This is a genomic window from Pseudonocardia spirodelae (genome assembly GCF_037727765.1).
Classification (GTDB): Bacteria; Actinomycetota; Actinomycetes; order Mycobacteriales; family Pseudonocardiaceae; genus Pseudonocardia; species Pseudonocardia spirodelae.
In genome coordinates, this window is sequence record NZ_JBBJUP010000013.1 from 94,113 (window position 1) to 119,387 (window position 25,275).

The window sequence follows — 25,275 nt, forward strand, 5'->3', positions numbered from 1 at the left end:
CCGATGCTCGTCGATCCGACCATCGCGATGTGGAGCGACCGCCTGTTCCAGGCGACGCTCGTCGTGCTGCTGCTCGCGCTGGTGTTCGCGTCGCTGGAGTACGCGGCGGGGCGCGTGGCCCGCGCGGCGGCCCGGCAGGAGGAGCTCGCCGCCGTCGGCGCGTCCGGGGCGACGCCCGCCCGGCCGGGCGACGACGGGACCGCCGGCCGCGCGACCCGCACCCGCGCCGACCGGCACGGCCGCATCGGCGTCTCGCTGATGATCCTCGCGGCGCTGACGCACCTCGGATCGATCGTGCTGCGCGGGTTCGCGGCCTACCGCTGGCCGCTGGGCAACATGTACGAGTTCACCTCGGCGCTGTGCCTGATGGCGGTCGGGGCGTGGCTGGTGCTGGTGCGCCGGCACCCGGGCCTGCGCCCGGCGGGGGTGTTCGTGCTGACCCCGGTCGTGCTGCTGATGTTCGTCACCGGCACGGTGCTCTACCTGGACGCGGCTCCGGTCGTCCCGGCGCTGCAGTCGTACTGGATCATCATCCACGTCACGACGATCACGCTGGCCTCCGGCCTGCTGCTGGTCCCGGGTGTCGCCAGCCTGCTGTTCCTGGTCAAGCGGCACGGGAAGCCCGCGTCCTGGGCGGCCAAGCTGCCGTCGGCGGAGTCACTCGACCGGCTGGCCTACCGCGTGACGGTGCTCGCGTTCCCGCTCTACACCTTCGGGATCATCACCGGCGCGGTGTGGGCCGAGGCCGCGTGGGGTCGGTTCTGGGGCTGGGACCCCAAGGAGACGGTCGCGTTCGTCGCCTGGATCCTCTACGCCGCCTACCTGCACGCGCGGGCCACCGCCGGATGGAAGAACTCGGGTGCCGCGGCGTGGATCAACACCGCCGGCTTCGCCACGATCGTGTTCAACCTGTTCTTCATCAACATGGTGGTCGCCGGACTGCACTCCTACGCGGGGGTGTGAGGCGCCTCGACCACCGGGTTCCGCCCGGCTACCGTCGTTTCCCGTGAGTGAGAACGGTTCCGGCGAGCAGCCCGACGGATCGGTGGGCCGCTACGTGCGGGAGCGCTGGGGAGCCGCGGAGTCCCCCGGCCGGTCGTTCGGACGGCGCAGGCGTGCGTCCGACGACGACGCAGTGGAGCCGCCCGCGGAGCCCTCCGGCACGCCGCCGCGGCCGCCGTCGGCCGCCGAGCGGGCGGCCTCGGCCCCCGCGCCGGGCCGGGCCGGCATCGGGACGCAGACCCCGCCCGCGGGGTCGGCCTGGGGCAGCGAGCTGCCCGAGATCGACGACGACCTGGTCGACGAGATCGACCCGTCCACCCCGCCGCACGGCCTGGACCTCTCGGCGCTGCGCGCCCCCGGTGCCGCCGCGCCCGCCCCCGAGCCCGCCCCGGACGGTGACCCCGCCGCGCCCGCCACCGGCGGCGACCCGCGGCACCGGCGCGACGACCCGGGCCCGGACCCGGCCGCGCAGGACCACGGTCCCGACGACACCGGCCTGTACCGCGCCGGGGGGAACGACCCGGAGCCGTGGTGGGCGGTGCCGTCGTCGGCGGTACCGGAGGACGACCCGGACGCCGACCTCATCTGGCGCCGCGCCGACCGGTCCCCCGACGCCCCGGCCCCGGCGCTCGGGTACGGGGGCGCACCCTCGGCCGGGGAGCCGGCAGGCGGGCCCCCCGGTGAGGCCCTGCGCGGGACCGGGTCCGACGGGGCCGAGACGTCCGCGGCCGGGGCCACGGCCGCAGCCGCCGGTCCCGCCGTGGCCCCGTCCGCCGGCCCGTCCGCCGCCGGGGCGCCCGCCACCGAGCCGGTGGGCCCCGCGGAGCCGTCCGCCGCGGAGCCGTCCGCAGCCGCGCCGTCCGCCGCCGCGCCGGCCGACGGCGGGCCGGCCGACGGCGGGCCGGCTGATGCCGGGCCGTCGTCCGGGGAGCCGCACGCGGCCGGGCCGGCGTCCGGGGCCGGGCCGCACGCGGGCGACCCGGCCGCCGCCGGGCGGCACCCGGACGGGCGGGGAGGTCCCGGGCCCGAGCGCGACGGGCGCGACCGCCCGCGGCCGGACCGTTCCGACCGCATCCGGCGCGAGCCGGATCCGGCCGGGCAGGGCTCCGGCGGGGAGGGCGCCCCCGGGGAGGATTCCGGCGCGCGGGACCGGGCCGCGGGGAACGGGACCGTGCCGCCCCCGGCCGCCGCGGACCCGGGCCCGACCGCCGAGCGCACCCGCCGCCCCCGGGCGTCGGACCGTCCGTGGCGGGCCGCCTGGGACACCGACGACACCGGGCCGCAGCACACCGTCACGCCGGCCCGCGGCCGTCCGCAGACGGGCGTGCGGCGCCCCCGCTGGACCCCGCCGGAGGCCGTCGAGGCGCGTGCCGCCCAGCACCGCCGTGGCGACGAGCCGCACGGCGGGCTGGACCTGGCGCCGTCGCGGGCCGGGCGGGGGACGAGCCGGCCGCCGTCGAGCGGGTGGCGCCGCTGGGTGTACGTCCTGACCGGCGGCCTGGTGAACCCGGGGGAGGGCCCGGCCGAGCTCCACCGGCGTGACCTGGTCTCGCGGGCGAACCGGCCGCTGATCAGCTCGCACAAGATCGCGATGCTGAGCCTGAAGGGCGGGGTCGGGAAGACGACGGTCACCGCCACCCTCGGTGCGACGTTCGCCTCGCACCGCGGCGACCGGGTCGTCGCGGTCGACGCGAACCCCGACCGCGGCACGCTCAGCCAGAAGATCCCGCTGGAGACCACGGCGACCGTCCGCCACCTGCTGCGAGACGCCGACCGGGTGCGGCGCTACAGCGACGTCCGCGCCTACACCTCGCAGGGCGTGTCCCGGCTCGAGGTGCTCGCCAGCGAGCAGGACCCGGCGGTGTCGGAGGCGTTCAGCGAGGACGACTACCGCCGCGCGGTGGACCTGCTGGAGCACTTCTACAACCTCGTGCTGACCGACTGCGGCACCGGCCTGATGCACTCGGCGATGTACGGCGTGCTGGGCATGGCCGACCAGATCGTCGTCGTGTCGTCGGGGTCGATCGACGGTGCACGCAGCGCCTCGGCGACGCTGGACTGGCTCGACGCCCACGGCTACGGCGCGCTGGTGCGCAACGCCGTCGTCGTCATCAACACCGTCTACCGGCGGGCCGGTGGCGGGGTGGACCTCGACCGCGTCGCCGAGCACTTCTCGGGACGGTGCCGGGCCGTGGTCAAGGTGCCGTTCGACCCGCACCTGGAGGAGGGCGCGGAGATCGACCTGGAGCGCCTCGAGGAGCCCACCCGGATCGCGTTGCTGGAGCTCGCCGCGGCCGTCGCCGACGGTTTCCCGGTCTGACCGGCGCCGCTCGTGTGACCGGAAACACCGAAGGGCGGTCCCCCCGGTGGGGAGGACCGCCCTTCGGCAAAGAGGTCTTGGGGAGGTGTGGACCGGCGCGGCCGGTCACGGACGCTCGGGCGGGTCCTCCTGGTTACGGACCTTCTCGTCCAGCTCGCGCAGGAAGTCCGGGTCGTCGTCGGGCCCGGTCGTGCGGGGCTTCTCGGGCCGCTGCCCGGACGACCAGGGGAAATCGGGTCGCGTACGACGGTCGGAGACCACCTGTTCGGACCGCAGCGTCCGGACGAGCAGCACCGCGACCACGGCCGCGCCGAGGAGCAGGATCAGGAAGAACAACATCAGGCCACCTCCGCTGACCAGCGTAGCGAAGGTGGCCTGACGTGCGGGTGAAGTCGATACCCTCACCCGTGGGCGTGTGGGGTCAGCGCAGACCCGTGTTCGCCTCGCTCGTGAGGTCGGCGAGCAGGCCGCGGACCTCGGACTCGCGGAACCGGCGGTGGCCGCCCGGCGTGCGGATCGAGCCGATCCGGCCCGCGGACGCCCAGCGGGTCACGGTCTTGGGGTCGACGCGGAAGAGCGTGGCCACCTCGCCCGGGGTGAGCAGTCGCTCGGGGGCCTGCGTCGGAGCTGCCATGGTGTTCCTCCCGGAAAGGCACGTGGAGTCGCTGTTCACGGTGCTCGCCGGAGGCGTCCGGCCGGGTACCGCTCGGTGTTTCCGGGCCATCGTGACACCACAGACCTCGGGTACTCGAACGGTGTTGTGTGAGTAAAGGGTTCTTAAAGGGCAAAGCCGGTGAACCGCGTGAAGCGGACATCGGGGCAGGAGTGGGGGTCCGGGGCGCGGGACGGGACGTGCGGCCGGGCACGAACCGGGCAGCGGCGCGCGGGCGGGCACGGTCCGTACCCTGGGACCATGACCTCCCCGACCCCGCCGCAGGCCTCGGCGCGGGCCCGCGCCGGAGAGCCCGGGCTCGCCGCCACGGTGGCGCTCTACACGCTCGCCCGGCTCGGCCTGCTCGCGGTGATCACGGTCGTCCTGACGCTCGTCGGGGTGCCGTGGCTGGTCGCGCTGCTCGTGGCGCTCGTCGTCGCGCTGCCGCTGTCGATGGTGCTCTTCCGGGGGCTGCGGGCGCGGCTGGACCGGGCGATCGCGGCGTCGACGGCGCGCCGCTCGTCCGAGCGCGCGTCGCTGCGTGCGCAGCTGCGCGGCGACGTCGGGCCGCCGCCGGTCCCGGACGGTCCCGCCACGTCGCCCGGCGACGACCGCACCTCGCGGACCGGGCCGGCCGCGGACGAGCCCGGCCCGTCCGACGCGGGCGGCGGTCCCGCCCCACGCTGAGCCCGGCGCGGGCGGCGGTCCCGCGGAACGCCGGGCCCGGCGCCCGGCCCGGAGCGCCCGGGCGGGTGCGGCGCCCGCGGCCGGTGGGTCAGCCCGCCGCGAGCCCGATCGCGACGGCGATGCCCCAGGCGAGCAGCAGCAGGCCGGTGTCACGCAGCACCGGGATCAGCGCCGGGCCCTGCGCCCCGCCCAGCACGATCCGCACCGGCCGGACGGCGGCCGGCAGCGCGAGCAGCGCCACCAGCGCGCCCGGGCGGTCGAAGGCCACGCCCACGGCGATCACGAACGGCACCAGGACCAGCGCCAGGTAGAGCATCCGGGTGCCGTGCTCCCCGAGCCGTACGGCCAGCGTGCGCTTGCCGACGACCCGGTCGCCCGGGATGTCGCGCAGGTTGTTCGCGACGAGCACCGCGCAGGTGAGCAGCCCGGTGCCGACCGCGGCCCCGGCGGCGGCGGCGTCGACCGCGCCCGCCTGGGTCAGCGTCGTCCCCAGCACCGCGACCGGGCCGAAGAACACGAAGACCGCGACCTCGCCCAGGCCGGCGTAGCCGTAGGGGCGCGCGCCACCGGTGTAGTACCAGGCCCCGACGATGCACAGCGCGCCGACGAGGACCAGCCACCACTGGCCGGACACCGCCGTCAGCACCAGCCCGGCGACGGCGGCGACCCCGAAGCACGCGAACGCGGCGGCGCGCACGGCGCCCGGCTCGGCCGCCCGGGAGCCGACGAGGCGCTGCGGGCCGACGCGGTCGTCGTCGGTGCCGCGGATGCCGTCGGAGTAGTCGTTGGCGAAGTTCACCCCGACCACCAGCGCGACGGCCACGACGAGCGCGAGCAGCGCGGAGCCGGGGGCGACGGCACCCGCGCCGAGCGCGGCGCCGGTCCCGACGAGGACGGGGGAGATCGCGGTGGGCAGGGTGCGCGGCCGCGCGCCCTCGACCCACTCTGCCGTGGTGGCCACGGCGTCGAACCTATCCCGCGCGGTGGGGCGCCACCCGCCCGGAACCGCTGTCGCGCACCGTCGCGGCGGGCACCGCACCGGCGCGCGCGCCGGGATGCGGCCCGGGGCGCCGTGGAGGTCGACTCCGCGGGCCGGGCCGCATCCCGGTGGGTGACGGGGTCAGCCCTGCCCCGACGGTGCCCGCCGGGCCGAGCCGGACGAGGCGGGGGCGGACTGGGCGTCGGCGTCCGGGACGTCCGTGCCCGGCGCGGCGGGGTCGCCGGTCCCCGCCCCCGACGGCGCGGCTCCCGACGGTGCGGCGGCCGAGGGCGCGGCGGCAGAGGGCGCGGCATCCGCCGGCTCGGTCCCGGTGCGCGCGGTGCCGTCCGGTGCGGTGCCGTCCGGTGCGTCCCCGGCGGGCCGGGCGGGCGTCGCGGGCGTGGGCGCGGTGGGCGACGCGGGGCCGTCCGGGGCCGCGGGAACCGGCGCGGGGGCGGCGCCGTCCGGCGTCCGCGGTGCCGCGGCGTCGGCCGGGGCCGGGGCGGCGTCGCAGGCCGGGACGTCACCCGGGAGGGCGGTGAACGCCGTCACCGGGAGGTACTGGCCGTCGCCGATCCGCACGAACGCGCCGGAGGTGCACTGCACCGGCACCTCGGTCGCGTCGACGGCGATCCCGACCGACTCCGCGCCGGCCTCGGGGCGCGCGAGGATCTGTACGTCGGGGCCGCCCTCGGCGCGGACCGCGGACAGCCGCTGCGAGCCCGTCCACAGGTAGTCGACCTGCACCTGCGAGTTGTCCTTCAGGCCGAGGACGTCCCAGAAGATGCCGTCGCCCAGGTCGATGCCCGCCGGGTTGGCGACCTTGCGGCCGAACTGGTCCTTGCCGCCGTTGTGGCCGTTGCGGGCGGCCGCGGCCTGCGGGACGCCCTGCGGGAGGTCCTTCCACATCTCGCGCTGGCTCGACGGGTTCCAGTAGTCGTCCTTGGTGTTCCACGGGCCGATGTCCCACACCGGCGCGATCGCGCAGCGGCCGTTGGGGGCGCAGACCTTCACCGAGTAGTCGGTCTTGCCGTTGGCCGAGAGCGCGCGGCGCGACGGCAGCGCGACGAACCGGTCCCGGTCGACGATCTTGTGGCCGTTCGCGGTGGTGCCGCCGACGAGGCCCTCGCGGGTGGCGAAGACCGAGTAGCTCCGCGGCGCCGCCTCGGTGGCGGGCGCGCTCTCGGCGCCGGTGCCGGGCGTCGCGGTCAGGGTCAGCCCGCGCACCGTCGGGCCGGCGTCGCCGGTGGCGGTGAGGACCAGGCGTCCCTGCACCTCGCGGACGGCCTCGGGCAGCTCGGTGCGGGAGCCCTCGGCGGGCACCCACTCGGTCCAGCCGCCGCCCGGCCGCTTGCCGCGCACGTCGACCGAGGCGGTCGAGCCGGGCGGGAGGTCCGCGTCGACCTGCGAGTCGACCTCGCGGGTCGGGGCGTCCAGGGTGCGCGGGGCCAGGGTCAGCAGGCCGGTCGGGACGACGCCGGACGGGTCCGCGGACGACTCGGTGTCGCCGCCGTCGCCGGCCGGGGCGCCGAACGCCGTGGACCGGTCGAAGCGGGCCCCGTCGGGGGACACGACCACGCCGTTCCCGCTGCCCTCGGACAGCTCCGGCCGCCACGTCGTCCCCGGCTCATCGGCCATCGCCGGGACCGTGGTGGCCGCACACAGCGCGCCGGTCGCGGCGAGCAGACCGACGGCCCGCAGCCCGGCCCGCGTGATCCTGTGCATGGACAACCCCCGCTGCATCGCTGTGACTCGTGTGACGACAGTGATCCCTGTGGTTCGAGGGGGCTCTGTGCCGCCAGTGGTCGAAGCACACTCGATCTCCGGGGCGCGCGCAACGCACGCTGCGTGAACCAACTCCAAGGTGTGTACACAGTTCGGGTGGCGGTATCCCGTGCGTTGCGCGGCGATCCGGTCGCCGAACGTGACCGTCGGATCCGCTGGGTGACGGTCAGCCGTGCCGGACCCCGCCGAGCAGCGCGGCGACGGCGGCGCGGTCCGGCTTGCCGATGCCCCGCTCGGGCACGGCGCCGGCCCGGTGCAGCAGCCGCGGGACGGCGGCCCGCCCGCAGGCCGTGCGGACCGCGGCGCGCAGCGCGTCGTCGTCCGGGGCGTCCGGGCCGGTGACGACGAGTGCGGCCACGACCTGCCCCCACTCGTCGTCGGGCAGGCCGACCACGCAGGCCGCCCGCACCCCGTCGACGGCGAGCAGCGCGCGCTCCACCGCCGCCGGCGCGACCTTCTCCCCGCCGGTGTTGACGACGTCGTCGGCGCGGCCCAGCACGGTCAGCGTCCCGTCCGGGGCCAGCGCGCCCAGGTCACCGGTCCGGAACCGGGGCCCCGGCCCGAACACCGCCGCCGTCTCCCGCGGCGCACCCAGGTACCCGGCCGCGACGACCGGCCCGCCCAGCACGACCCGCCCGTCGCCGGGCTCCAGGGTGACCTCGACGCCGTCGAGCGGGACGCCGTCGTAGACGCAGCCGCCGCAGGTCTCGCTCATCCCGTACGTCGTCACGACCCGGACGCCGTGCGACAGCGCCCGCTCGCGCAGCCGCGGGTCCAGCGCCGCCCCGCCGACGAGCACCGCGTCGTAGCCGGCCAGCGCGTACAGCGGGGCGCCGCCGTGGTCGAGCACCCGGGCGAGCTGGGTCGGGACCAGGCTGGTGTAGCGGCGGGTGCCGTGCGCCATCCGGCCGGTCGCCCGGGCCAGCCCGTCGGGCCGGAAGCCCTCCCGCACGTCCTGCACGACGCAGGGGGTACCCGCGAGCAGCGCCCGCAGCACCACCTGCACGCCCGCGACGTGCTCGGCCGGCAGTGCCAGCAGCCACGCGCCCGGCCCGCCGAGGCGCGCGTGCGTCGCCGCCGCCGAGGCCGCCAGCGCGCCCGCGGTCAGCGCCACGTACTTCGGCTCCCCGGTCGACCCGGAGGTCGCGACGACCGCGGCGAGCCCCTCCGGCAGCGCCCCCTGCGCGACCGCCCGCGCGACCGGGGCGGGCAGGTCCGGCCCCCCGCCGTCGCGCACGGGCAGGACCGCGGGCCCGTTCCCGTCGACCGCGGAGCGCAACGCCGCCGCCAGCCGGGTCACCGACCCGGCCGAGCCGTCCACCGCCAGTGCCTGCACCGCCATGCGGTCCACCTCTCCTGCCGTGACGACCGCAACTCGTGGTGGCGTCCGAACGGCGTCTTTCATCAGATTCGGGGAACGGTGTAAGGGAGCTGCAACGAGCGGGCGCCGGGCCCCGATGCACCGGGCGAGAGCGGCGGCGCACCGCCCGCCGCTCACCGGGTTCGAAGGAGCTCACCATGCCGCACACCGCCGTCCCCGACGCGTCCCCGACCGGCGCCCCGCGCACCCTGCGCTGCCGCCGGACCGCCGGGTCCGGGCACCGCGCGGTCGCCGGCGAGCTCGCCGCGCTGGCGTTCGACCTGCCGGCGGCGCCGGTGGCGCCCGTCGTCGCGGTGCCCGCCCCGCGGCCGCGGCCGGTCCCCGTCCCGCGGCCGCGTCCGGCCCTGGAGCAGCGCGCTCAGTAGTGCCAGGGGAAGGGCGACCAGTCCGGGTCGCGCTTCTCCAGGAACGAGTCCCGCCCCTCGACCGCCTCGTCGGTCATGTACGCCATCCGGGTCGCCTCGCCGGCGAACAGCTGCTGGCCGACGAGGCCGTCGTCGGCGAGGTTGAAGGCGTACTTCAGCATCCGCTGGGCCTGCGGCGACTTGCCGTTGATCTCGGTGGCCCACTGCAGGGCCTCGGCCTCCAGCTCCGCGTGGTCGACGACGGCGTTGACCGCGCCCATGTGGTGCATCTGCTCGGCGCTGTAGGTCCGGCCGAGGAAGAAGATCTCCCGCGCGAACTTCTGCCCGACCTGCCGGGCGAGGTAGGCCGAGCCGTAGCCGCCGTCGAAGGAGCCGACGTCGGCGTCGGTCTGCTTGAACCGCGCGTGCTCGCGGGAGGCGAGCGTCAGGTCGGCGACGGCGTGCAGCGAGTGCCCGCCCCCGGCCGCCCACCCGTTGACGACGGCGATGACGACCTTGGGCATGAACCGGATCAGCCGCTGGCACTCGAGGATGTGCAGCCGCCCCGCGCGGCCCGGCTCGACGGTCTCGGCGGTGTCGCCGGAGGCGTACTGGTAGCCGGTGCGGCCGCGGATGCGCTGGTCGCCGCCGGAGCAGAAGGCGCGCTTGCCGTCCTTGGGCGACGGCCCGTTCCCGGTGAGCAGGACGCAGCCGACGTCGGCGCTGGTGCGGGCGTGCTCCAGGGCGCGGTACAGCTCGTCGACGGTGCCGGGGCGGAACGCGTTGAGGACCTCGGGGCGGTCGAACGCGATCCGCACCGCGCCGGTGGAGCGGGCGCGGTGGTAGGTGATGTCGCGGAAGTCGAACCCGTCGACCGGTGTCCACGCGTCCGGGTCGAAGGTCTCGGAGACGGTCATGGCCGCACTGTAAGGACTCAGTCCGCGACGAGCGGGGCCAGCCGCCGTGCGACGGCGAGCGCGGTGCCGGGGCCGGCCCACGAGGGGTCGCCGTCGGCGTCCCACACCTCCGACAGCACGCACACCGCGAACCCCCAGGCGACGGCGCGGTCCCACGGCACGCCGACGGCGCCCGCGAGCCGGGCCAGCCGGTCCGGGGCGCGGCGCGCGAGGTCGTCCGGGTCGGCGCCGAGCGGGTTGTACAGGACCTGGCCGCAGTCGTAGCCGGGGTCGCCGACGCGGCCGTGCGGGTCGATCGCCAGCCACGGCTCGCGCGTCGCGGCCAGCACGTTGTGGTGGTGCAGGTCCCCGTGCAGCAGGACCTCGCGCTCCGCGCCGGCGCACAGCCCCGTCCAGAGCGCGGCGGCGCGCTCCACCAGCGTCCGCGGCAGGACCTCGTCGCGGCGGGCCAGGTGCGCGTCGAACGCCGCCCGCTCGCAGGAGACCGGGTCGAGCCCGGCCGGCACCGGCGCGGTGTGCAGCGTCGCCAGCAGCGAGCCGATCGTGTCGAGCGCGGTGTCGTCGGGCACCGCGGCCGCCTCGGTGCCGGGTACCGCCCGCTCCAGCAGCAGCACCCCGCGGGCCGGGTCGCTCCACAGCAGCCGTACGGCGCCGCGGCCGTTCCAGGCCCGCAGGGCCGCGACCTCGGCGTCGAGGTGGCCGTCGGGGACCCCGGCCTTGAGCACGGCGGCGGTGCCGTCGGCGCAGGTCACCGCGCGCACCGCGTGGAACGACTGCGGCAGCGCCGGGCCGAGCTCCAGGTTCAGCTCGCAGGCCAGCCCGGTCACCAGCCGGTCGAGGCCCGCGAGCCACGCCGCGCCCCGACCGCCCCACTGCGCCGTGACGGTGGCGGCGAGGTCGTCGCGGTGGGGGCCGGGCATCCGCGCAGCCTGGCGGCGCGATCCGGATCACCGCAACCGCGTTCCGCTGACCGGGAGCGCCCGCACGCGGCCGGGTAGCGTCACCGGTGCCCCGGACCGCCGAGAGGAGCCCCGTGACCATCGAGGATGCGCGTCCCACGACCGCGTACCGCGCCCTGGAGAACGACCTGCTCGCCGCCGTCGGCGGCGAGGTCCGGTTCGACGCCGGCAGCCGCGCGATGTGGTCGGCGGACGCGTCGAACTACCGGGGCGTGCCGATCGGCGTGGTGTCCCCGCGCGACGCCGCCGACGTCGAGGCCGCGATGGCCGTCTGCCGCGCCCACGACGTGCCGGTGCTGCCGGTCGGCTCCCGCACCTCCATCGCGGGCCAGGCCGTCAACACCGCGGTCGCGCTGGACTTCCGCACCCACATGGACGCGATCCTGTCCGTCGACCCGGACGCGCGGACCGCGACCGTGCAGCCCGGCGCGGTCTGCGACGCGGTGCGCGACGCCGGGAAGCCGCACGGGCTGACCTTCGGGCCGGACCCGTCGACGCACAACCGCTGCTCGATCGGCGGCATGATCGGCAACAACGCCTGCGGGTCGCACTCGGTGGCCTGGGGCAAGACCGTCGACAACGTCTCGTCGCTGGAGGTCCTCACCTACCGCGGCGAGCGGATCGTCCTCGGCGGCGACGGCACCGAGACCGGCGCGATCCCGGACGCGCTGCGCGCGCTGGGCACCGGGGTCGCCGGCGACGTCGAGAAGCACGTGCCGGAGCTGACGCGGCGGGTGTCGGGCTACAACCTCGACCAGCTCGTGCCCGGGAATGTGAATCTGGCGAAGGCGCTGGTCGGCACCGAGGGCACCTGCGCCACGATCCTGTCCGCGACCGTGGACCTGGTCGAGTCCCCGCCCGCCCGCGCGCTGGCCGTGCTCGGCTTCCCCGACGCCTACCACGCCGCGGACAACGTGATGATCGTCCGCGAGCAGAACCCGCTGACCATCGAGGGGATGGACGCCGGCCTGATCGCCTCGCTGCGCGCCCTGCGCCCGGACGAGACGACCAGCCGGATGCTGCCCGAGGGCAAGGGCTGGCTCTACGTCGAGACCGGTGGCGCCACCCGCGCCGAGGCCGAGGCCGCCGCGCAGGCCGTCGTCGACGCGATGAAGGCCTACACGACCGGCGCGGTCGTCGTCGGCGAGCCGAAGCGGATGGCCGCGCTGTGGAAGGTCCGCGAGGAGGGCGCCGGGCTGCTGACCCGCTCGCCCGACGGCGGCGAGGCATGGCCCGGCTGGGAGGACGCGGCCGTCCCGCCGGAGCGCTTCGGCGCCTACCTGCGCGAGTTCGACAAGGTCCTGGAGTCCCACGGCCGCAAGGGCATCTACTACGGCCACTTCGGCGACGGCTGCCTGCACGTCCGGATCGACTTCGACCTGCTCACGAAGCCCGGCGTCCAGAACTTCCGCGACTTCATGATCGCCGCCGCGGACCTCGTCGTCGCGCACGGCGGGTCGCTGTCCGGTGAGCACGGCGACGGCCAGGCCCGCGCCGAGCTGCTCCCGCGGATGTACCCGCCGCAGATCATCACCGCCTTCGAGCGGTTCAAGGAGATCTGGGACCCGGACGACCGGATGAACCCCGGCCGCGTCGTGCGCCCGGCGACGATGGACGAGAACCTGCGCGTCCAGCTCGGCATGCCCACGATGCCCGACGAGCCGAAGCTCGCGTTCGGCCACGACCGCGGCAGCTTCCACCGCGCGACCCGGCGCTGCCTGGGCGTCGGCAAGTGCGCGATCGACACCGGCTCCGGCGTCATGTGCCCCAGCTGGAACGTCACCAAGGAGGAGAAGCACTCCACCCGCGGGCGCGCCCGGCTGCTGTTCGAGATGGCCAACGGCGAGATCATCACCGACGGCTGGCAGTCCGACGAGGTCGCCGAGTCCCTCGACCTCTGCCTGTCCTGCAAGGGCTGCAAGTCCGACTGCCCGGTCGGGGTCGACATGGCCTCCTACAAGACCGAGTTCCTCGCGAACCGCTACCACCGGAAGCTGCGGCCGCGCTCGCACTACTCGATGGGCGCGCTGCCCCGCTGGCTGCGGGTCGTCGGGACGCTGCCGGCCGCCGCCGTCGACGGGCTCAACCGGCTGGCGCAGGTGCCCTTCCTCGCGAGGGTCGCCAAGAAGGCCGGCGGGATCGACGCCCGCCGCGCCATCCCGCCCATCGCCCGGGAGACCTACACCGCGCAGGCCGCGAAGGGCCTGCCGATGTCGGCGGTGCCCGACCTCGGCGTCGCGCCGGGCAGCCGCGGCCCGCTGCTGCTGTGGACCGACACCTTCACCGACCACTTCGACCCGGAGATCGCGGCCGACGCCGTCGCCGTGCTCACCGGGCTCGGCTACCGCGTCGAGCTGCCCCCGAGGAACGTGTGCTGCGGCCTGACCTGGACCTCCACCGGCCAGGTCACCGCGGCCCGCCGGGTGCTGGCGCGCAGCCTGCGCGCGATCGGCCCCGCGCTCGACGCCGGGATCCCGGTCGTCGGGCTGGAGCCCTCGTGCACCGCCGCGCTGCGCAGCGACGCCGCCGAGCTGCTGCCCGACGAGCCCCGGGTGGCGCTGCTGCGGGAGCAGGTCTCGACCTTCGCCGAGCTCCTGGCCCGGCACGCCGACGAGCTGTCCGCCGCGGCGGGCGAGGGCAACGGCGCCGCGCTGGTGCAGATCCACTGCCACCAGCACGCCGAGCTGGGCTCCGAGCCGGACCGCGCGGTGCTCGCCGCGCTCGGCGTCGACGCCACCGTGCTCGACTCCGGCTGCTGCGGCCTGGCCGGCAACTTCGGGTTCGAGGACGGCCACTACGACGTGTCGATGGCGTGCGCCGAGCGGGCCCTGCTGCCCGCGCTGCGCACCGCCGACGAGTCCGTGGACCTGCTCGCCGACGGCTACTCCTGCCGCACCCAGGTCCGCCAGGCCGGGGAACGGGAACCGGTGCACCTGGCCCAGATCGCATACCGCGCCCTGCGACGGTGATCGCCGGCGGCGAGGGGCCCGGTGCCGGCCCCGGCACCGGACCCCTCGTCCGTGGTGACCATGCAGCGCGCCGACGAGGAGGATCCATGTCCGACGACCGACGGGCGCTGGTGCTGGGCGGCGGCGGGCTGACCGGCATCGCCTGGATGTACGGGCTGGTGTCGGGCCTGCTCGCCGACGGCGTCGACCTGCGCGACGCCGACCTCGTCGTCGGGACCTCGGCCGGGTCGGTCGTCGGCACGAACCTGGCCGCCGGCCGCGACCCCGCTCAGCTCTACGGGACCCAGCTCGCCCCGCCGGCCGGGGAGATCGCCGCGACCATGGGCCTGCGCCTCGCGCTGCGGGTCGGCGCCGCGGTGGTGCGCGGCCCGCGCGACGCCCGCCGGGTGCGGGCGCGGATCGGGCGCATGGCGCTCGACACCGAGACGGTGCCCGAGGCCGAGCGGGTCGGGGTGATCCGCTCCCGCCTCGGCGACGCCCGCTGGCCCGCCGACCGGGACCTGTGGGTCACCGCCGTCGACGCCCACACCGGCGACTTCCGGGTCCTGACCCGCGACGACGGCGTCGACGTCGCGACCGCCGTCGCGGCCAGCTGCGCCGTGCCCGGGGTGTGGCCGCCGGTCACCGTCGGCCCGACCCGCCTCGTCGACGGCGGGGTGCGGTCGATGGCCAACGCCGACCTCGCCGCCGGGTACGGCCGCGTCGTGGTGCTCGCGCCGCTGTCCGGCGGGCTGGGCGGCGCCGCGTCGCCGCGGGTGCAGGCCGAGGCGCTCGGCGCGCTCGCCCGGGTCGCCCTCGTCGAGCCGGACCGGCGGGCGCGCCGCGCGTTCGGCCGCAACCCGCTCGACCCGGCGCACCGGGCCGCGTCGGCACGGGCGGGCCGGGCCCAGGCGGTCGACGTCGTCGCCCGGGTCGCCCGGGTCTGGGACTCCTGACGTATTCCCGGCGGAGGCGCATCCCACGGCCGCGCATGACGGCGCGACGGCCCGGGTAGCCGAGGCCCATGACCGTTCCCACCATCAAGCTGAACGACGGCCGGGAGATCCCCCAGCTCGGTTTCGGTGTCTTCCAGATCGAGCCGGGCGACACCGCGGAGAAGGTGAAGGCGGCCCTGGACGTGGGCTACCGGCACATCGACACCGCGCAGATGTACGGCAACGAGGAGGGCGTCGGCAAGGCCATCGCCGACTCCGGCATCCCGCGTGACGAGCTGTTCGTGACCACGAAGCTCAACAACGACGGACACGGCCGCGAGGAGGCCGTCGCGCGGCTCGACGAGAGCCTCACCAAGCTCGGCCTCGACCATGTGGACCTGTACCTGATCCACTGGCCGCGGCCGAAGGAGGACCGCTACGTCGAGACCTGGCAGGGCCTCGAGGACGCCAGGGAGGCGGGCAAGACCCGCTCGATCGGCGTCTCGAACTTCCAGGTCCCGCACCTGGAGCGCCTCGCGGCGGAGACCTCCACCGTGCCGGTGATCAACCAGATCGAGTTCCACCCGCACCTGGTGCAGCGCGAGCTGCGCGAGTACCTGCAGCAGCACGACATCGCGCTGGAGGCGTGGAGCCCGATCGGCCAGGGCAAGGGCCTGCTGGACGCGCCCGAGCTCGCCGAGATCGCCCGTCGCGCCGGGAAGACCGCCGCGCAGGTCGTGCTCCGCTGGCACATCCAGCTCGGGAACATCGTGTTCCCGAAGTCGAACAACCCCGACCGCATCCAGGAGAACTTCGAGATCTTCGACTTCTCCCTCAGCGAGGACGACTGCGCCGCCGTCGAGAAGCTGCACACCGGCGAGCGCATCGGGCCGGACCCGGACGACTTCGGCTGATCCGCACCCGGCACGCCGCGACGGCCCGGTCCCCGCACGGGTGCCGGGCCGTCGCGTGTCCGGAGTCACACCGGCGACGATCCGGTGGGCACGGCGTCGCGAGTCCCCCTCGCGCCCCGGAACACCCGCCGGCCCGGTGGACGTGTGCGCCCGCGTCCGTACGGTGGGGACGATGTTGGCGATCACCGAGAACGCCGCCGAGGCGATCAGGACCCTGAGCACCGACGCCGATCTGCCCGGGTCCGGGGGCCTGCGGATCACCGCACCCGACCCCGAGCAGGGACTGGAGCTGGCGCTGGCCCGGGACGCGGACGCGGCCGACACCGTGCTGCGCGGCGAGGGCGTCACCGTCTTCCTGGAGCCCACCGCGGCGCAGCTGCTCGACGACAAGGTCCTCGACGTGCAGCCCGTGCAGACCGACGACGGCGAGCAGGAGCTGCGCTTCGCGATCGTCGCGCAGGACGCGCCGGACGGACCCTGAGCACACCCCGCGGTGGCCGCGGGGCGGCGCTCGGAGTTCCGCTCAGAGTTCGTGGACGGCGCCGTCCCGCAGCTCCCACCGCCGGGTCGCCCGGACGGTGTCGAGCATCCGCCGGTCGTGGGTGACGAGCAGGACCGTGCCGGTGAAGGCGTCCAGCGCCTGTTCGAGCTGCTCGATCGCGGGCAGGTCGAGGTGGTTGGTCGGTTCGTCGAGCACCAGCAGGTTCACCCCGCGGGCCTGCAGCAGCGCCAGCCCGGCGCGGGTCCGCTCGCCCGGTGACAGCGACGCCGCGGGCCGCAGCACCTGGTCCGCGGTCAGCCCGAACTTCGCGAGCAGCGTCCGCACCTCGGACTCGGCGTGGTCGGGCACCTGCTCGCCGAACGCGCGCAGCAGCGTCGCGTCCCCGGCGAACGTGCCGCGCGCCTGGTCGATCTCCCCGACGACCACCCCGGAGCCCAGCCCGGCGGCGCCCGACCCGGGCGCGACCCGGCCGAGCAGCAGGGCGAGCAGGGTCGACTTGCCCGCCCCGTTCGCGCCGGTGACCACGACCCGGTCGGCCCACTCGACCTGCACGGTCACCGGACCCAGCACGAAGTCGCCGCGCCGCACCACGGCGCCGTCGGCCCGCGTGACGACCGCGCCCGAGCGCGCCGCGACGGCGATCGACATCCGCAGCTCCCACTCCTTGCGGGGCTCCTCGACGACCTCGAGCCGCTCGATCGCGCGCTCGGTCTGGCGGGCCTTCGCGGCCTGCTTCTCGCTGGACTCCTGGCGCTGCGCGCGGACGTTCTTGTCCGGGTCCTTCGTCTTGCGGCGCGCGTTGCGCACGCCCTGGGCCATCCAGTTGCGCTGCATGGTGGCGCGCTGCCGGAGCGCGCCGAGCCGGTCGGCGTACTCCTCGTAGTCCTCGCGGGCGTGCCGGCGGGCGACCTCCCGCTCGGTCCGGTAGGACTCCCAGCCGCCGTCGTGGACGCGGACGAGCTGCTGGGCCAGGTCCAGCTCGACGACCCGGTTCACGGTGCGCGCGAGGAACTCGCGGTCGTGGCTGACCAGCACGGTGGGGGTGCCCTGGCGGGCCAGGCCCGCGACGAAGCCCTCCAGGCGGGCCAGGCCGTCGAGGTCGAGGTCGTTGGTGGGCTCGTCGAGCAGCAGGACGTCGTGGCGTGACAGCAGCAGCGCGGCCAGGTTCGCCCGTGCCGCCTGCCCGCCGGACAGCCCGGTCATCGCCGCGTCGGGTCCGGCGTCGAGGCTCGCGTCCAGGCCGACCTCGCGCAGCACCTCGCCGGTGCGCTCCTCCAGGTCGGCGCCGCCGAGGCCGAGCCAGCGGTCCAGCGCCGCGGCGTAGGCGTCGTCGGCGCCGTCCGCGCCGGTCGCCAGGCCCTCGGCGGCGGCGTCCATCGCGGCCTGCGCCTCGGCGACGCCGGTGCGGCGCGCGAGGAACCCCGCGACCGTCTCGCCGGGACGCCGGTCGGGCTCCTGGGCCAGGTGCCCGACGGTCGCGTCCGGCGGCGCGACGACGACGCGGCCGTCGTCGGGCGCCCGCTCGCCGGCGAGGATCCGCAGCAGGGTGGACTTGCCGGCGCCGTTGGCACCGACCAGGCCGACCACGTCGCCCGGTGCGACGACGAGGTCCAGCCCGGAGAACAGGGGACGGTCGCCGTGGCCCGCGGCCACGTCCGTCACGTGCAGGGTCGCGCTCATGTCGAGCGCAGACGCTACCCCTACAGGTTCGCCCCGAAGAGGCGGTGCAGGGCGTCCCAGTGCCGCTGCTCGGCCTCGTCGTCGTGCACCGGCGCGTCCGGCACGGCGAAACCGTGCGCGGCGGGGTAGGTCTCCAGCGTGTAGTCCACCCCGGCCGCGGACAGGGCCTCGTCGAGGCGCTGCTTCTGCTCGTCGGGGAAGGAACTGTCGTCGCTGGCGCCGGCGACGTAGATCGCGGCCCGGAACCGGTCGGCCAGGCGGTGCACGCTGGTGGGGTCGTCGGTGGCGAGGTTGCCGCCGTGGAACGACGCGGCCGCCGCGACCCGCTCCGGCTGGGTCGCCGCGGTGCGCAGGCTCATCACCCCGCCCATGCAGTAGCCGGTGACGCCGAGCTTCGGCCCGGTTACCTCCGGGCGGGCCAGCAGCGCGGTCACCCACGCCTCGGCGTCGATCGCGACGAGGTCCGGCGTCAGCGACGACAGCATCCCCATCAGCCGCTCCTTCTCCGGCGGGTCGGAGAAGACGGTGGCGAAGTCGAACGGGGCCCAGTCGCCGTGGCGGTGGTAGACGTCGGGCAGCAGCACCGCGTAGCCGAGCGAGGCCAGGTGCGCGGCCATGTCGTGCAGCGCGGGCCGGACACCGCCCGCGTCGGGGTAGAGGACGACACCCGGCCAGGGGCCGTCGCCCTCGGGGGTGTGCAGCGACGCGGCGGCGTCGCCGTCGGCGGTGGGGATCGTCAGGTCGGTACGCGGCACGGCTGCGGCTCCCGGGGGACGTCGGATCGGGTCTGCCGCCCGTTCTACGCCCCCGGGAGCCGCGGCGCTCGCGGTGATCGTCAGCGGGCCGACAGGGCGTCGTCGCCGTCGAGCCGGCGGGTCCGGGTCTCGGAGTACGTGGCGACCGCGATGATCGTCACGACCGAGGCGGCCGCGATGTAGGCGGCGATGGCGTAGCCGGTCCCGGTCGCGACCAGCAGCGACGCCGCGATGAGCGGCGCGAGACCGCCGGCGAACACCGAGGCCAGCTGGTAGCCGATCGAGATGCCCGAGTAGCGGACCTTGGTGCCGAACAGCTCGGACAGGAACGCCGCCTGCGGGCCGTACATCGCGCCGTGCAGCACGAGGCCGACGGTGACCGCGACCGCGGTCAGGGCGAAGCTCTGCGTGTCGACCAGGGCGAAGAACACGAACGCCCACACGCCGACCCCGGCCGCCCCGAACAGGTACACCGGCTTGCGGCCCACCCGGTCGGAGATCGCACCCCACATCGGGGTGGTCACCAGGTGCACGGCGGCACCGATCAGCACCGCACCCAGCACGAACGACGACGGCAGCGCGAACTGCTCCTTCACGTAGGTCGAGATGACGATCGTGAAGATGTAGTACGAGACGTTCTCGGCGAACCGGGCGCCCATCGCGGTGAGGACCTCGCGCGGGTAGCTGCGCAGGACCTCCAGGATCGGCATGGTGTCCTTCTCCCCGGCCGCGGCCCGCTCGGCCGCCTTCGCCTGGGCCTCACGGAACACCGGCGACTCCTCGACGGCGAGCCGCACGTAGAGGCCGATGAGCACCAGCACCGCCGAGAGCAGGAACGGGATCCGCCAGCCCCAGGCCAGGAAGGCCTCCTCGGACTGGACGAGCGCCATGATCGCGAGCAGGCCGTTGGCGAGCAGCTGCCCGGCCGGGGCGCCGGCCTGCGGCCAGCTCGCCCAGAAGCCGCGGTGCTCGGGCCTGCCGTGCTCGGACACGATGAGCACCGCGCCGCCCCACTCGCCGCCGAGGGCGAAGCCCTGGATCAGGCGCAGCACCACGAGCAGCAGCGGCGCGAGCACGCCGACCTGCGCGTAGGTGGGCAGCACGCCGATGAGGAACGTCGAGACGCCCATCATCATCAGCGAGAGCACGAGCAGCTTCTTGCGGCCGATCTTGTCGCCGTAGTGGCCGAAGACGAGCCCGCCGACCGGCCGCGCGATGAAGCCCACCGCGAAGGTGCCCAGCGAGAGCAGCGTGCCCGTCGCGCCGTCGGAGTCCGGGAAGAAGACCGACGGGAACACCAGGGCGGCGGCGACGCCGTAGAGGAAGTAGTCGTACCACTCGACCGTGGTGCCCAGCATGCTCCCCGCGACGACCTTGGCGATCGGCGTGGGCGGCTTCTCGGACGCCGGCGGCGCCCCGGATCCCGGCGCGGTGGCGCCGGTGTGCGTGTCGGACACGGTCTCTCCCCATCGATGAGACTTGCGGTCGGTGGGGAGACGGTAATGCGGTCGGGTGACCGATTCACCGGTTCCGCCCACATCCGTGAGTCGACCGTGACGTGCTCCGGCCACACCGGCGGTGTGGACGGCGGCACACTCGCGTCCATGGCCGACCTGCTGCCGCTGCCCGAGACCTTCGACCGCGCCCTGGTCGTGGTCGCCCACCCCGACGACATGGAGTACGGCGGGTCCGGCGCCGTCGCCCGGTGGACCGCGCAGGGCCGCGAGGTCGCCTACCTGCTCGTCACCCGCGGGGAGGCCGGGATCGACGGGCTGGACCCCGCCGAGTGCGGGCCGGTGCGCGAGGCCGAGCAGCGGGCGGCCTGCGCGGCCGTGGGCGTCACCGCGTGCGAGTTCCTCGACCACCCCGACGGGCTCGTCGAGTACTCGGTGGCGCTGCGCCGCGACATCGCCGCCGCGATCCGGCGGCACCGGCCGCAGCTCGTGGTCACCGGCAACTTCCGGGAGTTCTGGGACGCCGGGGAGTCGCCCAACCACGCCGACCACGTCGCCGTCGGGCGGGCGACGGTCGACGCCGTCCGCGACGCGGCCAACCGCTGGCTGTTCCCCGGCACCGGCCCGGCGTGGGACGGCGTCACCGGGATCGCGGCCGCCGCGTCACCGGTGTCGCGGCACGCCGTCGACATCTCCGGCCACCTCGACGCCGCCGTCGCCTCGCTCTCGGCGCACCGCGCCTACCTCGACGGGCTCGGCGCCGGGCCGATGACCGACCCCGCCACGTTCCTGCGCGAGGCGGCCGGGGCGACCGCGGCGCGCCTGCCCGGCGCCACCGCGGCCACCCCGTTCGAGTACCTGCGTCCCTGACCCGGGCGGGTCAGAGGGCGGGGTAGTCGGTGTAGCCCTCGGCGCCGCCGCCGTAGAACGTGGCCTGGTCGGGCTCGTTCAGCTCCGCCCCGGCGCGCCAGCGCGCGACGAGGTCGGGGTTGGCCAGGAACGGGCGGCCCACCGCGACGGCGTCGGCGACCCCGTCGGCGAGCAGGCGCTCCAGCCCGTCGCGGTCGGACTCGGCGCCGAAGCCGGTGTTGAGCACGAAGGTGTTCGGCCAGATCGCGCGCAGCTTGGCGACGATCGGGTCGTCGGCCTCGGCGATCACGTGCAGGTAGGCCAGGTCCAGCTCGGCCAGCTGGGCGACGAGCGTCTCGTAGACCGACAGGTCGGTCTCGGAGATGTCGTTGAACGGGTGCCCGGGGGAGATCCGGATGCCGGTGCGGCCGGCGCCGATCGCCTCGACGGTCGCCCGCGCCGTCTCGACGACGATCCGCGCCCGGTTCTCCGCCGTGCCGCCGTAGCCGTCGGTGCGGTCGTTGACGCCGTCGGCGAGGAACTGGTGCAGCAGGTAGCCGTTCGCGGCGTGCAGCTCCACGCCGTCCAGACCGGCGTCGACGGCGAGGCGGGCGGCGTCGGCGTACTCGCGCACGACGCCCGGGACCTCCTCGGCCGTCAGCGGGCGCGGCGTCGCGTGGTCCTGCGGGCCGGTGGCGGTGAAGATCTGGCCGGCGGCCGGGGTCGCGGTCGAGGAGACCGGGGTGACGCCGCCGTTGTTGTCGGTGTGCGAGATGCGCCCGGCGTGCATCAGCTGCACGACGATGCGGCCGCCGGCGCCGTGCACGGCCTCGGCGATCCGCGCCCAGCCGGCGCGGTGGGCGTCGGTGTACACGCCCGGGGTGTTCGGGTAGCCCTGCCCGACGGCGGAGGGCTGGCTGCCCTCGGCGACGATCAGGCCGGCGCCGGCGCGCTGGGCGTAGTAGGTCGCCTGCAGGTCGTTCGGGGTCCCGTCGGCGTCGGCGCGGTTGCGGGTCAGCGGCGCCATCCAGACCCGGTTGGCGACGGGCACGTCGCCGACCCGGGCGGGCGCGAGCAGGGGGCTGTCGGCACGGAGCGGGGAGCTCACGGTCGGGTTCCTTCCGGTCGGATGCAGATCCGTGAGAGGTCAACGACGCCTGTGCCGCAGAGCTTCCGGACCGCGCGGGCGGCGATCGTCACGTTTCCTAGGCTGGTGACCGTGAACGGCTCCACCGCCCAGGCCCGGGTGATCGTCGACGAGCTCGTGCGCAGCGGCGTCGCCGACGCGGTGCTCTGCCCCGGCTCGCGCAACGCCCCGCTCGCGTTCGCGCTGGCCCGTGCCGAGACACTCGGCCTGCTGCGCCTGCACGTGCGCATCGACGAGCGCACCGCGGGCTTCCTCGCGCTCGGCCTGGCGCTGGCCTCGGGCCGCCCGGTGCCGGTCGCGGTCACCAGCGGGACGGCCGTGGCGAACCTGCACCCGGCGGTGCTGGAGGCGTCGCACTCCGGGGTGCCGCTGCTGGTGCTCGCCGCCGACCGCCCGCCCGAGCTCGTCGGCACCGGCGCCAGCCAGACGATCGCCCAGACCGGTCTGTTCGGCGGCGCGGTCCGCGGGTCCGCGGTCCTGGCCACCCCGCCGTCGCGCGCCACGGACGCCGATGCGCGGCGCTGGCGGGCGGCGCTCGCGCGGGTGCTGGCCGCGGCGCGGGGGGCCGGTGCGGGCGGGCCCGGCCCGGTGCAGCTCGACCTGCCCTACGCCGAGCCGCTGGTCCCCGACGACGGCCCGCCCGTCCCCGGCTCGGGCACCGCCGGGCTGCTCGGCGGCGGCGTCGCGCCCGGCCGCGACGACGGCGGGCCCTGGACGGTCGTCGCCCCGCCGGTGCGCACGCCGGCGCCGCTGCCGCTCGACCCGGCCGCACCGACCCTGGTCGTCGCCGGGGGCGGGGGGCCCGCCGCGGCCCCGGCGCTGCTCGGCGGGGCCCCGCTGGTGGCGGAGCCGACCTCGCCGTGGTGGGCGCACGCGCTGCGCGCGGGCCCCTGGCTGCTGGACCGCGCGGAGCTGCGACCGGCGCAGGTCGTGGTCCTCGGGCGGCCGACGCTGCACCGCGCGGTCGCCCGGCTGCTCGCCGACCCGGACGTCGCGGTGTACGCCGACCCCGGCCCGGACGGCGCGCCGTGGACCGACGTCCCGGGCACCGTCCGCGCGGTCGGGGCCCTGCCCGCGCTGGCCCCGCCGCCGGGCTTCGCCGACGCGTGGGCGGCGGCCGACCGGGCCGCGTCCGCGGCGCTCGACCGCGCGCTCGACGGCGGTGTCGCGGACGGCGCCCCCGGGCTCGCGCTGGCCCGCGCCGTCGTCGCCGCCCAGCCCGACGGCGGGCAGCTGGTGCTCGGCTCGTCCAACCCGGTGCGCGACGTCGCGCTCGCCGCCGCCCCGCGGGCCGGTCTCACGGTGCGGTCCAACCGCGGGGTGGCCGGGATCGACGGCACCGTGTCCACCGCCACGGGCGCCGCGCTCGCCCACCGCGGCGGCCCGACGGCGCTGCTGCTCGGCGACCTGACGCTGCTGCACGACACGACCGGGATGCTCGCCGGGCGCGCCGAGGCCGTCCCGGACCTCACCACGGTCGTCCTCGACGACGACGGCGGCGGCATCTTCTCGCTGCTGGAGCAGGGCGGCGACGAGCACGCCCACGCCTTCGAGCGGGTGTTCGGCACCCCGGTCGGCGCCGACCTGCTCGGCCTGGCGCGGGCGGCGGGCTGGTCCGCCGCGGACTGGTCGGGGGACCCGGCCGAGCTCGCCGCGCGCCCCGGCTCCGGGCGCCGCCTCGTCCGCGTCGCCGCGTCCCGGGGCGGGCTGCGCGACACCCACGCCGCGCTGCGGGCCGCCGTCACCGCCGCACCGGACGGCTGAGCGCCCGGCGGCTCAGCCCTCCAGGGCCTCGCGGACCGCGCGCATCTTCGCCGCGGCCTCGCGGACCTCGGCGTCGGGGTCGGAGTCGGCGACGATCCCGCAGCCGGCGAACAGCCGGGCGGTGCGCCCGTGCAGCTCCGCGCAGCGCAGCGCGATGCCCATCTCCCCGGCACCGTCGGCATCGATCCAGCCGACCGGGCCGGCGTAGCGGCCGCGGTCGAGGCCCTCGATCTCGGCGATCAGCGCGGTCGCGTCCGCGGTCGGGGTGCCGCCGACGGCCGCGGTCGGGTGCACCGCGCCGATCAGCGTGAGCAGCGACGCGGGCCGCGCGGGGTCCAGACGGGCGTGCACGTCGCTGGCCAGGTGCGACACGTTCGGCAGGGTCAGCACCGACGGCGCGTCGGGCACGTGCAGCTCGGCGACCAGCGGGCGCAGCGACGCGGCCAGCGAGTCGACGGCGTAGGCGTGCTCGCGGCGGTCCTTGGCCGAGGCGATCAGCGCGGTCGCGGTGTCGGCGTCGGTGCCCGGGCCGTCGGCGGCCGGGCCGGATCCCGGCCACATCGTGCCCGCGAGGACCCGGGACTCCACCGTCCGCCCGCGCAGCCGCAGCAGCAGCTCGGGGGTGGCCCCGACCAGGCCGTCGACGGCGTAGCTCCAGCAGGTCGGGTAGCGCCGGGCCAGCCCGCGGAGCAGGAACCGCGGGTCGAGCGGGTCGTCGGCGTGGGCCAGCAGGTCGTGGGCGAGGACGGCCTTGTCGAGCTGCCCCGCGCGCATCCGCTCGACCGCCGCGGCGACGGCGACCCGGTAGCGGTGGGCGGGCACGTCGCCGTCGGCGTAGGACAGCCGGCCGCCGGGCCGCACCGGCGACGGCACCGGCAGCGGGGTCCGTGCCGCCGGGACGTCGGCCGGGGTGATCTCGGTGACCCACGCCCGGTGCCCGCGCCGCCCGACGATCACCCGCGGGACGACCAGGACCGAGCCGGGCCCGTCGTCGGAGAAGGTGAACGAGGCGAAGGCGAGCGCGCCGGTGCCCGGGAGGCGGACGTCGTCGTGGCTGCTCGCGGCGTCGAGCCGGTCGACCACGCCACGCCACCAGCGGTCGGCGTCGGCGAACCGCTCGGGGCCCGACGCGGTGAACCGCGCGACCTCGCCCCAGCCGACCACGCCGTCGTCGCCGCGCACCCAGGACAGCTCGCCGCCGTCGCCGGGCAGCACGTCCAGCAGCCGCCCGTCGAGACGGAGCGGGCGGGTGCGGACGCGCAACGCGGTGGTGGCCGGTGCGACTGTCACGCTTCGAGAGT

21 protein-coding genes and 1 pseudogene are annotated in these 25,275 nt (G+C 76.4%); 10 read left to right on the top strand and 12 right to left on the bottom strand.

Features of this window, described 5'->3' with window-relative positions:
* Nucleotides 1-3 precede the first annotated feature (3 nt).
* Together ccsB and WJX68_RS25250 are read left to right on the top strand one after the other, a co-directional pair.
* Nucleotides 4-963 carry a c-type cytochrome biogenesis protein CcsB gene (ccsB, locus tag WJX68_RS16775; protein WP_340291912.1) on the top strand — a complete coding sequence of 320 codons (960 nt, stop codon included), beginning with the start codon at nt 4-6 and terminating at the stop codon, nt 961-963.
* A 1,480-nt stretch (nt 964-2,443) separates the two neighbouring features.
* Nucleotides 2,444-3,322 (top strand): annotated as a pseudogene (locus WJX68_RS25250) (MinD/ParA family ATP-binding protein); the annotation flags it as partial.
* Nucleotides 3,323-3,427: 105 nt separating this feature from the next.
* On the opposite strand, the gene WJX68_RS16785 reads toward WJX68_RS25250, so the two are convergent.
* The gene (locus WJX68_RS16785) at nt 3,428-3,661 is read right to left on the bottom strand and encodes a hypothetical protein (protein ID WP_340291914.1); all 234 of its coding nucleotides are present in this window, start codon (nt 3,659-3,661) and stop codon (nt 3,428-3,430) included.
* Nucleotides 3,662-3,743: 82 nt separating this feature from the next.
* Nucleotides 3,744-3,956, bottom strand: a complete 213-nt coding sequence (locus tag WJX68_RS16790; protein WP_073576557.1) for a BldC family transcriptional regulator — start codon at nt 3,954-3,956, stop codon at nt 3,744-3,746.
* A gap of 279 nt (nt 3,957-4,235) precedes the next feature.
* On the opposite strand from WJX68_RS16790, the gene WJX68_RS16795 reads away from it, so the two are divergent.
* Nucleotides 4,236-4,661, top strand: coding sequence for a DUF4229 domain-containing protein (locus WJX68_RS16795; protein ID WP_340291919.1), 426 nt, complete (start codon nt 4,236-4,238; stop codon nt 4,659-4,661).
* A gap of 88 nt (nt 4,662-4,749) precedes the next feature.
* On the opposite strand, the gene WJX68_RS16800 is transcribed toward WJX68_RS16795, so the two are convergent.
* The 3 genes from WJX68_RS16800 to menE form a co-directional block, all read right to left on the bottom strand.
* On the bottom strand, nt 4,750-5,622 hold the full coding sequence (locus WJX68_RS16800) for a 1,4-dihydroxy-2-naphthoate polyprenyltransferase (protein WP_340291921.1): 873 nt from the start codon (nt 5,620-5,622) through the stop codon (nt 4,750-4,752).
* 159 nt (nt 5,623-5,781) lie between these two features.
* Nucleotides 5,782-7,365 carry a hypothetical protein gene (locus tag WJX68_RS16805; RefSeq protein WP_340291923.1) on the bottom strand — a complete coding sequence of 528 codons (1,584 nt, stop codon included), beginning with the start codon at nt 7,363-7,365 and terminating at the stop codon, nt 5,782-5,784.
* Nucleotides 7,366-7,591: 226 nt separating this feature from the next.
* Nucleotides 7,592-8,767: an o-succinylbenzoate--CoA ligase gene (menE, locus tag WJX68_RS16810; RefSeq protein ID WP_340291926.1), complete on the bottom strand. Its 1,176-nt coding sequence runs from the start codon at nt 8,765-8,767 to the stop codon at nt 7,592-7,594.
* 176 nt (nt 8,768-8,943) lie between these two features.
* Between menE and WJX68_RS16815 the strand changes: the two genes are divergently transcribed.
* On the top strand, nt 8,944-9,171 hold the full coding sequence (locus WJX68_RS16815) for a hypothetical protein (protein ID WP_340291928.1): 228 nt from the start codon (nt 8,944-8,946) through the stop codon (nt 9,169-9,171).
* On the opposite strand, the gene WJX68_RS16820 is transcribed toward WJX68_RS16815, so the two are convergent.
* Both WJX68_RS16820 and WJX68_RS16825 read right to left on the bottom strand, forming a co-directional pair.
* Nucleotides 9,165-10,067: a 1,4-dihydroxy-2-naphthoyl-CoA synthase gene (locus WJX68_RS16820; RefSeq protein WP_340291930.1), complete on the bottom strand. Its 903-nt coding sequence runs from the start codon at nt 10,065-10,067 to the stop codon at nt 9,165-9,167. The genes WJX68_RS16815 and WJX68_RS16820 overlap by 7 nt on opposite strands.
* 17 nt (nt 10,068-10,084) lie before the next feature.
* The gene (locus WJX68_RS16825) at nt 10,085-10,987 is read right to left on the bottom strand and encodes an aminoglycoside phosphotransferase family protein (RefSeq protein ID WP_340291932.1); all 903 of its coding nucleotides are present in this window, start codon (nt 10,985-10,987) and stop codon (nt 10,085-10,087) included.
* Nucleotides 10,988-11,100: 113 nt separating this feature from the next.
* On the opposite strand from WJX68_RS16825, the gene WJX68_RS16830 reads away from it, so the two are divergent.
* The 4 genes from WJX68_RS16830 to WJX68_RS16845 all read left to right on the top strand — a co-directional run bounded on the left by WJX68_RS16830 (nt 11,101) and on the right by WJX68_RS16845 (nt 16,304).
* The gene (locus WJX68_RS16830) at nt 11,101-13,995 is read left to right on the top strand and encodes an FAD-binding and (Fe-S)-binding domain-containing protein (protein ID WP_340291934.1); all 2,895 of its coding nucleotides are present in this window, start codon (nt 11,101-11,103) and stop codon (nt 13,993-13,995) included.
* Between the two features lie 86 nt (nt 13,996-14,081).
* Nucleotides 14,082-14,930, top strand: a complete 849-nt coding sequence (locus tag WJX68_RS16835) for a patatin-like phospholipase family protein (RefSeq protein WP_340291936.1) — start codon at nt 14,082-14,084, stop codon at nt 14,928-14,930.
* A 68-nt stretch (nt 14,931-14,998) separates the two neighbouring features.
* Complete coding sequence (locus tag WJX68_RS16840; protein ID WP_340291938.1) at nt 14,999-15,823, top strand: aldo/keto reductase; 825 nt, start codon at nt 14,999-15,001, stop codon at nt 15,821-15,823.
* A 172-nt stretch (nt 15,824-15,995) separates the two neighbouring features.
* Nucleotides 15,996-16,304, top strand: a complete 309-nt coding sequence (locus WJX68_RS16845) for an adhesin (RefSeq protein ID WP_340291940.1) — start codon at nt 15,996-15,998, stop codon at nt 16,302-16,304.
* Between the two features lie 42 nt (nt 16,305-16,346).
* Here the strand turns inward: WJX68_RS16845 and WJX68_RS16850 are convergent, their stop codons facing one another.
* From WJX68_RS16850 to WJX68_RS16860, 3 genes are all read right to left on the bottom strand, one after another.
* The gene (locus WJX68_RS16850) at nt 16,347-18,005 is read right to left on the bottom strand and encodes an ABC-F family ATP-binding cassette domain-containing protein (protein ID WP_340291942.1); all 1,659 of its coding nucleotides are present in this window, start codon (nt 18,003-18,005) and stop codon (nt 16,347-16,349) included.
* Between the two features lie 20 nt (nt 18,006-18,025).
* A complete protein-coding gene (locus tag WJX68_RS16855) occupies nt 18,026-18,760 on the bottom strand; it encodes a dienelactone hydrolase family protein (protein ID WP_340291944.1) in 735 nt (244 codons plus the stop codon).
* Nucleotides 18,761-18,840: 80 nt separating this feature from the next.
* Nucleotides 18,841-20,118 (bottom strand): MFS transporter, encoded by a 1,278-nt coding sequence (locus WJX68_RS16860; protein ID WP_340292078.1) that lies wholly within the window; start codon nt 20,116-20,118, stop codon nt 18,841-18,843.
* 246 nt (nt 20,119-20,364) lie between these two features.
* Here WJX68_RS16860 and WJX68_RS16865 point away from each other — a divergent pair, with 246 nt between their 5' ends.
* Nucleotides 20,365-21,084: a PIG-L deacetylase family protein gene (locus WJX68_RS16865; protein ID WP_340291946.1), complete on the top strand. Its 720-nt coding sequence runs from the start codon at nt 20,365-20,367 to the stop codon at nt 21,082-21,084.
* 10 nt (nt 21,085-21,094) lie between these two features.
* Here the strand turns inward: WJX68_RS16865 and WJX68_RS16870 are convergent, their stop codons facing one another.
* Nucleotides 21,095-22,171: an alkene reductase gene (locus tag WJX68_RS16870; RefSeq protein WP_340291947.1), complete on the bottom strand. Its 1,077-nt coding sequence runs from the start codon at nt 22,169-22,171 to the stop codon at nt 21,095-21,097.
* Nucleotides 22,172-22,282: 111 nt separating this feature from the next.
* On the opposite strand from WJX68_RS16870, the gene menD reads away from it, so the two are divergent.
* Nucleotides 22,283-23,974 (top strand): 2-succinyl-5-enolpyruvyl-6-hydroxy-3-cyclohexene-1-carboxylic-acid synthase, encoded by a 1,692-nt coding sequence (gene menD / locus WJX68_RS16875; protein ID WP_340291949.1) that lies wholly within the window; start codon nt 22,283-22,285, stop codon nt 23,972-23,974.
* Nucleotides 23,975-23,986: 12 nt separating this feature from the next.
* Here the strand turns inward: menD and WJX68_RS16880 are convergent, their stop codons facing one another.
* Entirely contained in the window at nt 23,987-25,264 is a 1,278-nt protein-coding gene (locus WJX68_RS16880) for an isochorismate synthase (RefSeq protein WP_340291951.1), read from the bottom strand.
* Nucleotides 25,265-25,275 lie beyond the last annotated feature (11 nt).

Coding starts and splice junctions, on each gene's coding strand:
- WJX68_RS16820 (WP_340291930.1), bottom strand. CDS start 10,067: ATGACCGTCTCCGAGACCTTCGACCCGGACGCGTGGACACCGGTCGAC.
- WJX68_RS16860 (WP_340292078.1), bottom strand. CDS start 20,118: ATGCTGGGCACCACGGTCGAGTGGTACGACTACTTCCTCTACGGCGTC.
- WJX68_RS16795 (WP_340291919.1), top strand. CDS start 4,236: ATGACCTCCCCGACCCCGCCGCAGGCCTCGGCGCGGGCCCGCGCCGGA.
- WJX68_RS16865 (WP_340291946.1), top strand. CDS start 20,365: ATGGCCGACCTGCTGCCGCTGCCCGAGACCTTCGACCGCGCCCTGGTC.
- WJX68_RS16840 (WP_340291938.1), top strand. CDS start 14,999: ATGACCGTTCCCACCATCAAGCTGAACGACGGCCGGGAGATCCCCCAG.
- menE (WP_340291926.1), bottom strand. CDS start 8,767: ATGGCGGTGCAGGCACTGGCGGTGGACGGCTCGGCCGGGTCGGTGACC.
- WJX68_RS16825 (WP_340291932.1), bottom strand. CDS start 10,987: ATGCCCGGCCCCCACCGCGACGACCTCGCCGCCACCGTCACGGCGCAG.
- ccsB (WP_340291912.1), top strand. CDS start 4: ATGCTCGTCGATCCGACCATCGCGATGTGGAGCGACCGCCTGTTCCAG.
- WJX68_RS16815 (WP_340291928.1), top strand. CDS start 8,944: ATGCCGCACACCGCCGTCCCCGACGCGTCCCCGACCGGCGCCCCGCGC.
- WJX68_RS16850 (WP_340291942.1), bottom strand. CDS start 18,005: ATGAGCGCGACCCTGCACGTGACGGACGTGGCCGCGGGCCACGGCGAC.
- WJX68_RS16785 (WP_340291914.1), bottom strand. CDS start 3,661: ATGTTGTTCTTCCTGATCCTGCTCCTCGGCGCGGCCGTGGTCGCGGTG.
- WJX68_RS16790 (WP_073576557.1), bottom strand. CDS start 3,956: ATGGCAGCTCCGACGCAGGCCCCCGAGCGACTGCTCACCCCGGGCGAG.
- WJX68_RS16805 (WP_340291923.1), bottom strand. CDS start 7,365: ATGCACAGGATCACGCGGGCCGGGCTGCGGGCCGTCGGTCTGCTCGCC.
- WJX68_RS16845 (WP_340291940.1), top strand. CDS start 15,996: ATGTTGGCGATCACCGAGAACGCCGCCGAGGCGATCAGGACCCTGAGC.
- WJX68_RS16835 (WP_340291936.1), top strand. CDS start 14,082: ATGTCCGACGACCGACGGGCGCTGGTGCTGGGCGGCGGCGGGCTGACC.